Below are 14278 nucleotides of genomic sequence, written 5' to 3' on the forward strand. Positions count from 1 at the left end.
AGGGAATACACATGAAAAAAGTACTTCTCACGACCTCCGCACTGGTAGCCTTTGCAGGCTATGCCGCTGCTGAAGTGTCGTTCGGTGGCGAAGTCACCGTTGGCTATAACGACATCGAAGAATCCGGCTTCTACCTGGAAGGCGAGCTGAACATCACCGGCACCGCCGAGTTCGACAACGGCGTTGCTGTTGAAGTGACCTACGGCCTTGACCTGTATGACGGCACGTTTGACGATTTCCCGACAGTCACTGTAACCACCCCGTGGGCAACGCTGACCGTTGGCGAAGTGGAATATGCTGGTACCGACATGTTCGCAATCGTAGACGGCATGAATCCCGGCGCAGACCTGCGTGAAATCAACGAAGAGATGGTTGCACGTGTTGACGCAACCTTCGGCGGTTTCTCGGTTGGTCTTTCGTTTGACACCAACCTCTTTTCCACCCCGTTTAACAACTACCCGACCAACGAGCTTTCGATTGGTGCAATGGGTGAATTCGGCGCCTTCTCGTTCAGCGCCGTATATGACGATACCAACTCCATGTATGGTGTGCAGGCTGGCACATCCTTCGGTGGCTTCGACATCTCGGTTGCCTATTTGGCTTCTGACGCGACGGGCGATGACTCGATCGGTATCGGTCTTGGCACCACCTTCGGCAATGTTGGCCTTGCTGCCTACTACGCGATCAACAATGGCAACGCCGATGAATTTGGCGTTTCGGCAGACTTCACCGCCGGTGCAGCATCTATCGCTGTTTGGTATGAAGGCGTTGAAGGCGGCGTTGGCGAAGACTTCGGTGTAGACGTTGAATACGCCTATAACGACAACATCAACCTTGGCGCTGGCTATTCCGATGTCGACAGCTTCTATGTATTCGGCACAATGATGGTTGGCGATGCAACCATCGGCGTTTCGTATAACGACGATGGCGACGGCGACCAGGACGACGATTACAAAGCTGGTGTAGACGTTTGGATGACCCTGCCGTTCTAAGCTGAACGCTGGTATCAAGATTGGGGCGCGCCGCCTGGTGCGCCCCTTTTTGTTGCAAAATTGCACCAAGTTTCGTGCTGTGTCACAGGGCGGACACGTTTTTTCACATTTTTGATTGCAGATAAACGCGGTTTCCCTATGGTTCTGACAATAAATTATTAACACAAACCGGAGATAACTATGAAAAAAGTACTTCTCACGACCTCCGCACTGGTTGCCTTTGCAGGCTATGCCGCTGCTGAAGTGTCGTTTGGTGGCGAAGTCACCGTTGGCTATAACGATGTTGAAGAAAACGGCTTCTTCCTTGATGGCGAGCTGAACATCACCGGCACCGCCGAGTTTGACAACGGTGTCTCCGTTGAAGTGACCTATGGGCTTGACCTGTATGACGGCTCGTTCGACAATTTCCCGACAGTCACTGTAACCACCCCCTGGGCAACGCTGACCGTTGGCGACGTGGAATATGCCGGCACCGACATGTTCGAAATGGTCGACGGCATGGACGATACGCATGGCTTCCGCGAAGTGAACGATGAACTGGTCGTGCGCGTTGACGTTACCTTTGGTGGCTTCACCATCGGTGTTTCGGCTGACACCAATCTTTATACCGGCGCGAATAACAGCTACCCGACCAACGAGCTTTCGATTGGTGCAATGGGTGAATTCGGCGCCTTCTCTTTCACCGCCGGTTACGACCAGGCCGAAGATATGATCGGTGTTTCGGTTGGCACGACCTTTGGCAATTTCGAAGTCGATCTGGCCTATCTCAACAACACCCATGACGATGATTCAATCGGCCTCGGCGTCGCAACCACCTTTGGCGACATTGGTGTTTCGGCCTATTACGCCTTCAATAGCGGCGATGACGACGAATATGGCCTGTCGGTAGATTATGCCACTGGCCCCGTCACCATTGGCGCCTATTGGGAAGCTGATTCCGGCGGCTACAGCAATGTAGGTGTTGATGTCGGCTATGCCGTCAACGACAATATCTCGGTTGCAGCCGGTTACGACCAGGATGATGGCGCCTATATCTACGGCCTGATGATGGTTGGTGATGCGACTGTTGGTGCCGGTTGGGCTGAATACACCGAAGCCGGTGACGAAGAAATTCGTGAAGGTGTTTCGGTTTGGCTGACCATGCCGTTCTAAGCTGAACACAGGTATCAAGATCGGGGCGCGCCACATGGTGCGCCCTTTTCTTTTGTTCAGGCCCGTGGCACACCAAGCAAAAGACCAAGGGTGAAGGCGATGGGTTTGGATGATGTTTTGGCGCGCGTGGCGCAGGCGGCAGAAGCAGCGGGCCGCGATCCGGCCGAAATTACGCTGATTGCCGTTTCAAAAGTGCAGCCGAATGCGCGGGTGAAGGCGGTTTTGCAGGCGGGCCACCGGGTTTTTGGCGAAAACAAGGTGCAGGAAGCCCAGGGCAAATGGCCGGATTTTCGCGCGGCCTTTGCGGGGGTAGAGCTGCATTTGCTTGGCCCGCTGCAAACCAACAAGATCAAACCCGCGCTGGAGCTGTTTGACGTGATCCACAGCCTGGACCGCGACAAGCTGGCGCGCAAACTGGCCGATGCCGCACAGGCGCGCGGGGCCTGTCCGCCGCTTTTTGTGCAGGTCAATACCGGGCGCGAGCCGCAGAAGGCGGGCATTGACCCCGATGATCTGGACGCGTTCATCGCCCGCTGCCGCGATGACTATGCGCTGCCCCTGGCCGGGTTGATGGTCATTCCGCCGATGGATGACGCCCCGCGCCCGCATTTTGATGCGCTGGCCGAAATGGCGGCACGCAACGGGCTTGCGGGCCTGTCAATGGGGATGAGCGGCGATTTTGAAGCGGCGATAGCCGCCGGAGCCACGCATATCCGCGTGGGTTCGGCCCTATTCGGGGCGCGCGATTACGGCTGAATGGCGATGCGGCTGTCGCGGGTCCAGCCTGCCAGAACGTGCAAAAGATCGTCGCGCGCCAGCGCCACGCAGCCTTCGGTTGGCATATCCGCCCCGCGCCAGACATGCAAAAACACCGCCGAGCCCGCGCCGGCAACCACAGGGTTCAGGTTGTAATCCATCACGCCAACCAGGTCATAGACCGGGCTGTCGCGCCAAAGCTTCTCATGGTGATACCGATGCGGCAGGGTGATCTGGCGGTTATAGGCGGGGTCATTTTCATCATCCGACCAGCCATGATGGGGCGCGATCTTGTGCTGGGGCAAAATGCAACGCGGCGCAACACGGTCGGCCCGATACCACAGCGCGCGCAGTTCAAACCGGCCAATCGGGGTTATGCCATCCCCCTCGCGGCGCTTGATGCCAATGCCGCCACGCCCAAGGGCGCAAGGCATGTGACGGCTTCCAAACCGCGCGCCTTGCGGTGAAACCTGTAAATCCGCGCTCATAGCAAATGTCCGGATTTGGCGGCTTTCGTGTCCAGATATCCGGAATTCTCAACCGTGCGCCCCACGGCCAGCGGCACACGTTCCACCACGTTCAACCCGCAACTGTTCATCCGGGCGACCTTGGCGGGGTTGTTTGTCATCAGCCGCACGGCGCGAAAGCCCATTTTGCGCAAAATCTGCGCGCCAATGGTGAAGTCGCGCTCGTCATCGGCAAAGCCCAGGCGGTGGTTGGCCTCGACCGTGTCGAACCCCTGGTCTTGCAAGCCGTAAGCGCGCATTTTATTGGCCAGCCCAATGCCGCGCCCCTCCTGGTTGAGATACAGCAGCACACCCGCGCCTGCCTGACCGATGGCCGCCAGCGCCGCCTGAAGCTGCGCGCCGCAATCGCATTTCTGGCTGCCGATCACATCGCCGGTAAAGCAGGCCGAATGCAGCCGTGCCAGCACGGGTTTGGCACGATCCGGCGCGCCGATTTCAACGGCGTAATGCTCCTCATCGCCATGATCGTCGCGAAACACCAGCACCCGCCCGGCGGCAGAGACATGCAGCGGCACGCGTGCGCCCGCAACCTCGCGCAATTGCGGGGCGGCGGCTTGCGCGATTTCATCCAGCGACAGCATTGTCAGCCCGGCGGGGGGCGCATCCAGCCGCAACACCAATGCGGCGGGCAGCAAATGCGCGCGGCGCAGCAGGGTCAGCGCCGCGCGGCTGCCCGCCGCATCGGGGTTGTCGCGCCGGCTTTGATAGGGCCCTTTCATCGGATAATTCAGGTCTGCCGCCGGGTCGGCCGAGGCGTGCAGCCAGCGCAGATTGGCCCCAAGAGGCAAAGCAATGCGCGCATGATCACCGCTATAGACGCGTGCTTTCAGCGTTTCGGCGCGGGCGGCCGATAGCACCAGATCGGGGGGGCCAAGCGCGCAGATGCCTGAAAACCCCGCCGCATCCAGCGTTTCAACCGCAGCCACAAGCAGGCCATCGCCCAGTAAAATAGGCAATCCGATGCGCAAATCATGCTGCGCGCGGGCCATGCGGGCCTGTGGGGTGAGAAAGTTGCTCATAACGAAGTTGTGTTGCGCAATGTTACAGTTTTGTCGAGTCTGAACCCTCAAACTGAAACATACCACCCCCAAGTGACACAGCCGCGTGATGCGCCCCCCACAAGCCTTGCGAAGCGCAGCAATCGCCCGCAATTTAAGCCCATAGTCACGATGGAGGACGACATGAGCGGTTTGAAAAAAATTCTGATGGTTGATGATGACGAAGACCTGCGCGAGGCGCTGGCCGACCAGCTGGTGCTGACCGACGAGTTTGACGTGTTCGAGGCGGGCAACGGTGCCGATGGGCTGAAACGCGCCAAGGAATCGCATTACGATCTGGTGATACTGGATGTGGGCCTGCCCGATATGGATGGCCGCGAATTGTGCCGCCTGATGCGCAAACAGGGCGTAAAAGCCCCGGTTCTGATGCTGACCGGCCATGATACCGATAGCGACACGATTTTGGGGCTGGATGCCGGCGCCAATGATTATGTGACCAAACCCTTCAAATTCCCGGTCTTGCTGGCGCGTATCCGCGCGCAGCTTCGCCAGCACGAACAATCCGAAGATGCGGTGTTTCAGGTTGGCCCCTATACGTTCAAACCTGCCGCGAAAATGTTGCTCGATGAGTCCGAGCGCAAGATCCGCCTGACGGAGAAGGAAACCAACATCCTGAAATACCTCTACCGCGCTTCGGATTCGGTGGTCGCGCGCGATGTGCTGCTGCACGAGGTTTGGGGCTATAACGCGGGGGTGACCACGCATACGCTGGAAACCCATATCTACCGTCTGCGCCAGAAAATCGAGCCCGACCCGAGCCATGCGCAGATATTGCTGACAGAAAGCGGTGGCTACCGGCTTTCGGCTTGATCGGGCGAATCGCCCAGCAAATAACGCGGCCCCGCGCCCTTCAGGCGGGCGCGGTCGCCGGGGTTGTAAAGCGCGCAGTTTGTCATGGAAAGGCAACCGCAGCCAATGCAGCCATCCAGATTGTCGCGCAGCTTTTCCAGCGCCGCAATCCGCGTGTTCAACTCGTCGCGCAAGTGCAGGCTGATGGCCTGCCAATCCGCGCCCGTTGGTGCATGGCCCTGCGGCAGGCTGGCCATAAGCTCTTTGATCCGCGCCAGTGAAAAGCCGAATTTCTGCGCGATGATCACGAAGGACAACCGCCGGATATCGGCCTTGGGGTAGCGCCTTTGCCCGCCCGCATTGCGGTTGGGGGCCAGCAGCCCTTGGGTTTCGTAATAGCGGATGGCCGACACGGCAAGCCCGGTGCGGCTTGCCAGTTGCCCGATGGAAATTTCTTGCATATTGCCCCGATAAAATGCTTGACCTAAAGTTAGGTTTAGCAATTAGACAGGCAAAATCAAGCAATTTGAAAGGACAGACCATGACTCAGACCCGCCTTGAACATACCAACATCACCGTTTCAGACCCTGCCAGAACCGCCGCCTGGCTGGCCGAGGTGTTTGGCTGGCAAATCCGCTGGCAGGGCGAAGCGATCAACGGCGGTTTCACCATCCATATCGGCGCCGATGATCATTACCTTGCCATCTACAACCCCAATGTGCCGCTCGTGCCCGGCAATTCCAGCTATACAATGCGGGGCGGGCTCAACCATGTGGGGATTGTGGTGGATGATCTCGACGCGGTCGAGGCGCGGGTCAAGGCCGCCGGCTTTACCCCCGGAAAACATGCCGATTACGAGCCCGGACGCCGGTTCTACTTCCGCGACCATGACAATATCGAATTCGAGATCGTCGCCTATGATTGAGCAGGCCTGACCGCACCGAAAACCAGGCACCGCCAAGGTTGGCCTTTGCGCTTGAATGCCCGCGCGCGGCGCGCGACACTGCGCCGAAATTTCCATAAGGGGCAGAGCATGGCGTTTACATTGGCAACCTGGAACATCAATTCGGTGCGGTTGCGCCAGGATATCGTGGCAAAACTGCTTGGCGAAAACGCGCCCGACATCTTGTGCCTGCAGGAATGCAAATCGCCGGTCGAGCTTATGCCTGCCGAGGCGTTTTCAGCCCTCGGCTACAGCCTGATTGCCCGTGGCCAGAAGGGCTATAATGGCGTAGCGATCCTGTCGCGCATTCCGGCGGTGGATGCGGGCCACCGCGATTTCTGCGCGAAAGGCGATGCGCGGCATGTGGCGGCTCGGCTGGAAAACGGCGTGACCATCCACAATTTCTATGTGCCCGCAGGTGGTGATGTGCCCGACCGCGAAGTGAACGAGAAATTCGGCCACAAGCTCGACTTTCTCACCGAGATGCGCGACTGGTTCGCCGCCGAGGCGCCCGAAAAATCCATCATGGTGGGTGATCTGAACATCGCGCCGCGCGAAGATGATGTCTGGAGCCACAAGCAGTTGCTGAAAATCGTCAGCCATACGCCGATCGAGGTTGATCATCTGGCGCAGGTGCAGAATGCGGGCAACTGGGTCGATATTACCCGCGCAAATATTCCCGAAGGCCAGCTCTATTCCTGGTGGTCCTATCGCTCCAAAGACTGGGATGCTGCCGACAAGGGCCGCAGGCTCGACCATATCTGGGCCACGGCTGACATAGCGGCTTCAGGTCATTCCAGCCATATTCTGCGCCAAGCACGCGGCTGGGAAAAACCAAGCGACCACGTGCCGGTTTTTGCGAGCTTCGATCTATGATCGAGGCAAAGCGGCACGGCGATTTCGGCTATCTGACGCTGAACCGCCCCGCGGCGCATAACGCGCTGACCCGCGATGCAATGGCCAAAATCCAAGCGCAGCTTAGCGCTTGGCAGGGCGATGGCTTACGCGCGATCATCCTGACAGGCACCGGCAAGAGTTTTTGCGCAGGTGCAAGTCTGGATGATGTTGCCAACAGCGACTGGGCTGAAAACCCGCTCACCGCGCTGTGTGACGCTATCGAAGATTTCCCCGCCCCGGTGATTGCCGCGCTCAACGGTGGCGCTTATGGCGGCGGGGTGGAACTGGCGCTGGCGGCCGATTTTCGCATTGGCGTTAGCGGAATGCGCGCCTGTGTGCCGCCCGCAAAACTCGGCATCCATTACCCGCCAGCCGGGATAGCGCGGGCAATAGCCCGGCTGGGCAGCCAGACCGCGCGGCGCATGTTCCTGCTGGCCGAAAGTTTTGATGACAACGCCCTGCTGGCAACGGGCTTTCTTGACGCGCTGGTTGCACCCGCGGATCTGGCCGACCGCAGCGCTGCGATGGCCGAGCAGATTGCCGGGCTCGCCCCGCTGGCGGTGCAGGGGATGAAGCGCACGATTGTGGAGATGGAGCGCGGCACGCTCGATGCACCCGCCGCAAAGGCGCGAATCGTTGCCGCCTTCGCCTCGGATGACCATGCCGAAGGGTTGGCCGCACAGCGCGCGAAACGAAAACCGATATTTACCGGACGTTAGCCACAGGCTTGCACCGCCCCGGGCCTGACCCGGGGCCTCTGGCATCAGCCGTTTTCGCGCAGCACATTGCCCGCAAGATACAGCGAGCCGCAGATGAGGATGCGGCTGCCGGGGCGGGATTGGGCGAGCGTTGACACCGCGGCCAGCGCATCCTCGGCGGTGCTGGCGTGCAGGCCGACATCGCGCGCAGCACCGGCGGTTACATCGGCGGGCAGTGTGTTGGCCTCGCCGGGGATGGAGAGGGCGACAAGCGCCTCGGCGACAGCGGCCAGCGGGCGCAAGAATCCCCTGATATCCTTGGTGTTCAACATGCCGCAGACCATTGCCAGCGGGCGCTGCGGCAATCGGCCCAGCGCCTCGGCCAAGGCCACACCCGCCGCCGCATTATGCCCGCCATCGAGCCACAATTCGCAGCCCGCAGCCGCCGCGACCAGCGGACCGTGGCGCAGGCGTTGCAGCCGTGCGGGCCATTCGGCCCGCGTGACCGCCGCTTCACAGGCGGCGCTGTTCTTGCCGAGCGCACGCAAAGCCGCAATCGCCATGCCCGCATTCTGCACCTGATGCGCGCCAATCAGCGCGGGCATGGGCAGATCGAGCAGGCCCTGTTCATCCTGATAGACCATGCGCCCATGTTCTTCCCAGACATGCCAGTTGCGGCCATGCACCAGCAGCGGGGCGTGCAGGCGGGCCGCGCGCGCCTCGATCACATCGAGCGCGACATCCTCTTGCGCGCCGACAATACAGGGCACGCCTTCTTTCAGGATGCCGGCCTTCTCACCGGCAATCTCGGCCAGGGTGTCACCCAGATATTGCTGATGGTCGATGCTGACAGGGGTGATGACCGTAAGCCTTGGAATTTCCACGACATTTGTCGCATCCAGCCGCCCCCCAAGCCCGACTTCGAGCAGGGTATAATCGGCAGGTATGCGCGCAAAAGCCAGCAGGGCGGCACAGGTGGTGATCTCGAAATAGGTGATGCTGTCGGGCCCGTTGGCCGCCTCGCATTCTTCCAGCACGGCGAAGAGCGCATCCTCGTCAATCAGCCTGCCCGCAAGGCGGATACGTTCGTGAAACCGCGCCAGATGCGGCGACGTATAGGCGTGAACGGCGGCACCCGTCGCCTCCAGCCCTGCGCGGAGCATCGCCTGCGTGCTGCCCTTGCCATTGGTGCCCGCGATGTGGATGACCGGTGGCAGGTGGCGTTCGGGATGGCCAAGCGCTTCGAGCAGCCGCCAGACCCGATCGAGCGTGAGGTCAATGATCTTGGGGTGCAGAGACATCATCCGCGCAAGGATGATGTCGCTCGGGTTGCTCACTTTTTGGCGTCTTTCCTGGGGGCGTCGCCCGCTTTATCTGCGGCTTTCGGCGCGTCTTTCGTGGCCGGAGCGGGCACAGGCTCGGGCACAGGTTCGGGCTTGGGCAGATCGCCTTTCACCGGCTGCGGGCGGCCGGTGAGCATGTGCAGAATCGAGATCAGCTCGTCGCGCATATCCTTGCGGTCGGTCACGCGGTCAAGCATTCCGTGGTCGAGCAGGTATTCGGCGCGCTGGAAACCTTCGGGCAGTTGCTCGCGGATGGTCTGTTCGATCACGCGCGTGCCGGCAAAGCCGATCAGCGCGTTGGGTTCGGCAATTTGCACATCGCCCAGCATGGCGTAGCTGGCGGTCACGCCACCTGTGGTGGGGTGGGTCAGCACAACCACGTAGGGCAGGCCCGCCTCTTTCACCATTTGCACGGCAATGGTGGTGCGCGGCATCTGCATCAGGCTGAGAATGCCTTCCTGCATCCGCGCGCCCCCGGCGGCGGAAAACACCACAAAGGGGGCCTTGGCCTTCACGGCCGCTTCGGCCCCCGCCAGCAGGGCATTGCCGACATACATGCCCATCGAGCCGCCCATGAAGGAAAAATCCTGCGCGGCGGCAACAACCTTCATGCGGCCCATCTCGCCCGAGGCGACGAGAATCGCCTCTTTTTCATTGGTCTTCTTGCGCGCTTCGCGCATCCGGTCGGGATAGCGTTTCTGGTCGCGAAAATGCAGCGGGTCGGGCGTGGCTTCGGGCACGTCGATCTCGGCAAATACACCCGCATCGAACAGGTTGCCAAACCGCGCGCGCGGGCTGATCGGCATATGGTGGTTGCAGTTCGGGCAGGTGTTGAGCGCGTCTTTCAGCTCGCGGTGAAACAGCATCGTGCCGCAGCCATCGCATTTGGTCCACAGGTTTTCGGGCATTTCGCGGCGCGAAAACAGCGAGTTGATGGTCGGTCGGACGTAGTTGGAAATCCAGTTCATGGATTGGCGGCTCCCCTAGGCTTTAACCTTCTAAATAGAGGGCGGCGGCATGGATTGCAACACGGAGCGGGCGCGGCGTCGTGTGCCTTTGCGGGTGCCTTTGCGGGTGCCTTTGCGGTAGGCCGCGCGCACCAGTTGGTAACGCCCGTAAAGCGCAAGCTCCAGCGCGGCAGATTGCAGCAGCGCAGGCCAGAGCGCCGCGAAACGGGCGCGCAGCAGGCGTTGCAGATAACCGCGAAAGATCAGCTCGTCGGTGGCGGATTGCAGCAAGATCACCGCCAGCGCGGGCACGAGCCAGACAAGCCAGAGCGGCAGGGCAATGTTTTGGCGCGCCCCATGCCCGCCGGATAGTGCGATAATGGCAAGCTGCGCGGCCAGCACAAGCGCGATGGCGGCAAAAAACCAGCGCCAGCGTTGCGGGCCGGGGCTGAACAGCCAGCGCAGCGGCAGGCGGTGCAGGATGCGCATGGCCAAAGCCAGCACCGGCAGGCTGGCCACAATCGTGCCAAGCATGAAAAGCACGGCCAAGGGCGTGGCCCCATTGCCAAGGCTTGCAACATCAACGCCCCGGCCCGGCGCAAAGGCGCGGGCCAGCACGATGAGCAAGACAAGCAGCGCAGCCGGGGTAAGCATGGTCAGCGCGAAGCCCAGAACGATGCGCCACAGCGCCGTGGTCGGGTTTGCGCTAGGCATTGTTGCGCCGCGCCATGAGAATACGAAACAGCAGCCAGGCCAGCGCGAGCGGCAGAAAATGATGCAGCGCGGCGGTTGTTTCACTGCGCGCGGTGCTTTGCAGCAAGGCCAGCCCCGAGGCACCCGTGCCGGTGGCATGAAGGGCCAGCATGTAAAGACTGTTGCCAAAATGCAGCCCGATGGCCGCGCCAAGGTTGCCTGTGCGGGCGGTGACATCGGCGGCCAGCGCCCCCAGGGCGGCCATCAGCCCGATATTCAGCCAAAGTTGCAGCGGGGCAGTGCCGGTGCGATAAGAGATAAGACCGAAAAGCAGCGATGGAATCAGCATCCAGACCAGCGGGCTGGCAAAGCGCGCGGCAAGCTGTTGTTGCAGGTAGCCACGAAAGAACGCCTCTTCGGTGAAGGCCTGCGCGAAAATCAGCGGCAGGGCGATGAACATGAGCGCGGCCCAGTCGATCGCGGGCATGGCCAGTTGCGGCATGGGGCCAAGCAATGTGGCAGGGCGCAGCAGGCTGGCCAGCAGCACCACGCCAAAACCCCAGGCCATATGCCGCCAGTTCAGCCGCAATGTCGGGCCGAACAGGCTGCGAAAGGGGCGGTGGTGCAGCTTTCGCAGCACCAGCCACAGGCTTGGCAGCACGATCAGCACCAAGCCAACCACGAACAGCACGGCGCGCGGGGTCTGGCCGCGGGCAATCTCGGTGCCAAGCGATGTGGCCCTGACCAGCATCACATAGCCCGCGCCGATCTGCTGCGCCTCGTAATAGGGAATCAGCACATAGTAGAACACCGCCGCCAGCGCCAGCACCACAAGGGCTGGCAAAAGCACCACCGCCAGCCCGCCGACAAGCGTGCGCCCGGGCCCGCAATAGGCAACTGCCGGGGCGCAATAGGCGTTGAGCGTGGGAATTTGCCTGTGCATGATCTGCCTGATTGAAATTCTTTTGGCCAGACTAATGCGAAAACTGGCTGGCGCAAGCCTGTGCGGCTTGCCCATGCGCGCAGCTTTGCCTATTGCTAGGGCAACCATATTTTCGGAGTTCTCTCATGACCACCAGCCGTTTTGACAAGTCCAGACTTCCTTCGCGCCATGTCACCGAAGGGCCGGCGCGTGCGCCGCATCGCAGCTATCTTTACGCGATGGGCCTGTCGGAAACGGAAATCCACCAGCCTTTGGTGGGCGTGGCCACCTGCTGGAACGAGGCGGCACCTTGTAACATTGCGCTGAACCGCCAGGCGCAATCGGTCAAGGCGGGCGTGCGCACGGCCCTTGGCACGCCGCGCGAATTCACCACCATCACCGTGACCGACGGGATTGCGATGGGCCATGAAGGAATGCGCAGCAGCCTTGCCAGCCGCGAGGCGATTGCCGACACGGTGGAGCTGACCATGCGCGGCCATTGCTATGACGCCATTGTCGGGCTTGCGGGTTGCGACAAATCCCTGCCGGGCATGATGATGGCTATGGTGCGGCTGAACGTGCCTTCGGTTTTTCTTTACGGCGGCTCCATCCTGCCGGGCCGGTATGAGGGCAAGGATGTCACCGTGCAGGATGTGTTCGAGGCCGTGGGCCGCCACCAGGCCGGCGCCAATTCCGACGCGGAACTGGATGCGCTGGAACGTGTTGCCTGCCCCAGCGCCGGGGCCTGTGGTGGCCAGTTCACCGCCAATACGATGGCCTGTGTGTCGGAAGCCATAGGCCTTGCGCTGTTCAACTCGGCCGGTGCGCCCGCGCCTTATGAAAGCCGCGATGCCTATGGCGAGGCTTCGGGCCAAGCGGTGATGAACCTGCTGGAAAAGAACATCCGCGCACGCGATATCGTCACGCTGAAATCGCTTGAAAATGCCGCGCGTATTGTGGCCTGCACGGGCGGGTCAACCAATGCGGGCCTGCATCTGCCCGCCATTGCACACGAGGCGGGGCTGGAGTTTTTCTTGCAGGATGTCTGCGATATTTTCCGCGACACGCCCTATTTCGTCGACCTCAAGCCGGGCGGGCAATATGTGGCCAAAGACCTGTATGAAGCCGGCGGCGTGCCGGTTGTCATGAAAGAATTGCGCAAGGCCAAGCTGTTGCACGAGGAGTGCATGACCGCCTCGGGCCGCACGATTGGCGAGGAGATCGACCTGATCGAGCGCGAGGCCGATGGCCGCGTCATCTACCCCGTTGCCACGCCGATTTCCAATACCGGCGGTGTGGTCGGCCTGAAGGGCAACCTTGCCCCGGAAGGTGCGATTGTGAAGGTCGCGGGCATGAGCGCCGAAGAGCAGGTATTTACCGGCCCCGCACGGGTGTTTGAATGCGAGGAAGACGCGTTTGAAGCCGTGAAGGCGCGCTCTTACAAGGAAGGCGAAGTGATCGTCATTCGCAATGAAGGCCCGGCGGGCGGCCCTGGAATGCGCGAAATGCTGGCCACCACGGCGGCGCTTTCGGGCCAGGGCATGGGCAAGAAGGTGGCGCTGATCACCGATGGCCGCTTTTCCGGTGCTACGCGCGGCTTTTGCGTGGGCCATGTCGGGCCAGAGGCTGCGCAATGCGGCCCCATCGCGCTGGTTCAAGACGGCGATCTGATCACGCTCGACGCGGTGAAGGGCGAAATTTCGGTCGCCGTATCGGATGAAGACATGGCCGCGCGCCGGGCTGCTTGGCGCGGCCCGCGCGATACGATCTATGCCTCGGGCGCTTTGTGGAAATACGCCCAGCAGGTGGGGGCCACCTATAAAGGCGCCGTCACCCATCCGGGCGGTGCCAAGGAAAAACATTCCTATGCGGATCTATAGCCTATTGCTGAGCTTCACGCTGCTTGCGGCGTGTTTTTCACCAACGCGCGGCATTGTCACAAGCGCCTCTGTCGTGGCGGGCGGGGTGCCGGTTGTCGTGGCTGGCCCCCCCGGCTTTTGTATCGACGAGCGCACGGGCGAACAGAACCGCGCCGGGGCGTTCGTGATTCTGTCGGATTGCGACCAGACCGAGGCCGGGCGCGCCACCATTGCCGATGTGCCGCTTTCCGCCGTGCTTGTGGCGGCGGTATCCCCCAGCGGCTTGCTCGGGGCGCGCGAACGCGGCATGGGCGGGGCTTTGGCCGATCTGGAGGAATTTCTGCGCAGCCCGGCGGGGCTCCCCTCGCTTGGCAAGGGGCGCGAACCGGCGGCGGTGAGCATTCTGCGCAGCTATCGCACGGCTGATGCGCTGTATATTCTGGTGCAGGACCGTGCCGCCCCAACCGGCGCCGGGCTAAGCCAGCGTTTCTGGCGCGCCTTCACCGAGGTGAATGGCCGCCTTGCCTCGCTTTCGGCCAATTCCTTTGCAAACTCGGATGCCAGCGAAGCCCGGGCCCGCGCGCTGGCCGAAGGCTTTGTGGCCGCCATGCAGGCGGCGAATGCCACCGGCGCGCGCCTGTAGCTAACGCAAGGTCGCGGCGTGACATCGCGCCGTGGCTTTGCCATTGTGGCACAGGAAAC

The 14278-nt window shown here is 61.4% G+C and carries 16 protein-coding genes; 9 read left to right on the plus strand and 7 right to left on the minus strand.

Translation table 11 applies throughout. From position 1 onward, the window contains the following. Positions 1–11: 11 nt before the first annotated feature. The 3 genes from LGT41_RS04400 to LGT41_RS04410 all read left to right on the plus strand — a co-directional run bounded on the left by LGT41_RS04400 (position 12) and on the right by LGT41_RS04410 (position 2900). Positions 12–992, plus strand: coding sequence for a porin (locus LGT41_RS04400; protein ID WP_274128864.1), 981 nt, complete (start codon positions 12–14; stop codon positions 990–992). Between the two features lie 180 nt (positions 993–1172). Beyond that, positions 1173–2144 carry a porin gene (locus tag LGT41_RS04405; protein ID WP_274128865.1) on the plus strand — a complete coding sequence of 324 codons (972 nt, stop codon included), beginning with the start codon at positions 1173–1175 and terminating at the stop codon, positions 2142–2144. Positions 2145–2243: 99 nt separating this feature from the next. Beyond that, positions 2244–2900 (plus strand): YggS family pyridoxal phosphate-dependent enzyme, encoded by a 657-nt coding sequence (locus LGT41_RS04410; protein ID WP_274128866.1) that lies wholly within the window; start codon positions 2244–2246, stop codon positions 2898–2900. Here LGT41_RS04410 and LGT41_RS04415 read toward each other — a convergent pair. Further along, positions 2891–3388, minus strand: a complete 498-nt coding sequence (locus tag LGT41_RS04415) for a L,D-transpeptidase family protein (RefSeq protein WP_274128867.1) — start codon at positions 3386–3388, stop codon at positions 2891–2893. The genes LGT41_RS04410 and LGT41_RS04415 overlap by 10 nt on opposite strands. Next, positions 3385–4446: a GTP cyclohydrolase II gene (gene ribA / locus LGT41_RS04420; RefSeq protein WP_274128868.1), complete on the minus strand. Its 1062-nt coding sequence runs from the start codon at positions 4444–4446 to the stop codon at positions 3385–3387. The genes LGT41_RS04415 and ribA overlap by 4 nt, the downstream gene beginning before the upstream one ends. 162 nt (positions 4447–4608) lie before the next feature. Here ribA and LGT41_RS04425 point away from each other — a divergent pair, with 162 nt between their 5' ends. Then, on the plus strand, positions 4609–5295 hold the full coding sequence (locus LGT41_RS04425) for a response regulator transcription factor (RefSeq protein ID WP_274128869.1): 687 nt from the start codon (positions 4609–4611) through the stop codon (positions 5293–5295). Here LGT41_RS04425 and soxR read toward each other — a convergent pair. Next, complete coding sequence (gene soxR / locus LGT41_RS04430) at positions 5277–5735, minus strand: redox-sensitive transcriptional activator SoxR (RefSeq protein WP_274128870.1); 459 nt, start codon at positions 5733–5735, stop codon at positions 5277–5279. The two genes, LGT41_RS04425 and soxR, sit on opposite strands and share 19 nt — an antisense overlap. An 80-nt stretch (positions 5736–5815) precedes the next feature. Between soxR and LGT41_RS04435 the strand changes: the two genes are divergently transcribed. From LGT41_RS04435 to LGT41_RS04445, 3 genes are all read left to right on the plus strand, one after another. Beyond that, complete coding sequence (locus LGT41_RS04435) at positions 5816–6199, plus strand: VOC family protein (RefSeq protein ID WP_274128871.1); 384 nt, start codon at positions 5816–5818, stop codon at positions 6197–6199. A 108-nt stretch (positions 6200–6307) separates the two neighbouring features. Then, on the plus strand, positions 6308–7093 hold the full coding sequence (locus tag LGT41_RS04440) for an exodeoxyribonuclease III (RefSeq protein WP_274128872.1): 786 nt from the start codon (positions 6308–6310) through the stop codon (positions 7091–7093). Further along, positions 7090–7833: an enoyl-CoA hydratase/isomerase family protein gene (locus LGT41_RS04445; RefSeq protein ID WP_274128873.1), complete on the plus strand. Its 744-nt coding sequence runs from the start codon at positions 7090–7092 to the stop codon at positions 7831–7833. Before LGT41_RS04440 ends, LGT41_RS04445 begins: the two co-directional genes overlap by 4 nt. A gap of 44 nt (positions 7834–7877) precedes the next feature. Here the strand turns inward: LGT41_RS04445 and LGT41_RS04450 are convergent, their stop codons facing one another. From LGT41_RS04450 to LGT41_RS04465, 4 genes are read right to left on the minus strand one after another with little or no spacing between them, the layout of a single operon-like run. Beyond that, positions 7878–9149, minus strand: a complete 1272-nt coding sequence (locus LGT41_RS04450) for a bifunctional folylpolyglutamate synthase/dihydrofolate synthase (protein ID WP_274128874.1) — start codon at positions 9147–9149, stop codon at positions 7878–7880. Next, positions 9146–10123 (minus strand): acetyl-CoA carboxylase, carboxyltransferase subunit beta, encoded by a 978-nt coding sequence (gene accD, locus LGT41_RS04455; RefSeq protein WP_274128875.1) that lies wholly within the window; start codon positions 10121–10123, stop codon positions 9146–9148. Before accD ends, LGT41_RS04450 begins: the two co-directional genes overlap by 4 nt. A gap of 30 nt (positions 10124–10153) precedes the next feature. Continuing rightward, complete coding sequence (locus tag LGT41_RS04460; RefSeq protein WP_274128876.1) at positions 10154–10816, minus strand: CPBP family glutamic-type intramembrane protease; 663 nt, start codon at positions 10814–10816, stop codon at positions 10154–10156. After that, entirely contained in the window at positions 10809–11738 is a 930-nt protein-coding gene (locus LGT41_RS04465; protein ID WP_274128877.1) for a CPBP family intramembrane glutamic endopeptidase, read from the minus strand. Before LGT41_RS04465 ends, LGT41_RS04460 begins: the two co-directional genes overlap by 8 nt. Positions 11739–11863: 125 nt before the next feature. On the opposite strand from LGT41_RS04465, the gene ilvD reads away from it, so the two are divergent. Continuing rightward, positions 11864–13597: a dihydroxy-acid dehydratase gene (ilvD, locus tag LGT41_RS04470; protein ID WP_274128878.1), complete on the plus strand. Its 1734-nt coding sequence runs from the start codon at positions 11864–11866 to the stop codon at positions 13595–13597. Then, the gene (locus LGT41_RS04475) at positions 13584–14219 is read left to right on the plus strand and encodes a hypothetical protein (RefSeq protein WP_274128879.1); all 636 of its coding nucleotides are present in this window, start codon (positions 13584–13586) and stop codon (positions 14217–14219) included. Before ilvD ends, LGT41_RS04475 begins: the two co-directional genes overlap by 14 nt. Positions 14220–14278 lie beyond the last annotated feature (59 nt).

This window comes from Abyssibius alkaniclasticus, from assembly GCF_020447305.1.
Taxonomy (GTDB): domain Bacteria; phylum Pseudomonadota; class Alphaproteobacteria; order Rhodobacterales; family Rhodobacteraceae; genus Abyssibius; species Abyssibius alkaniclasticus.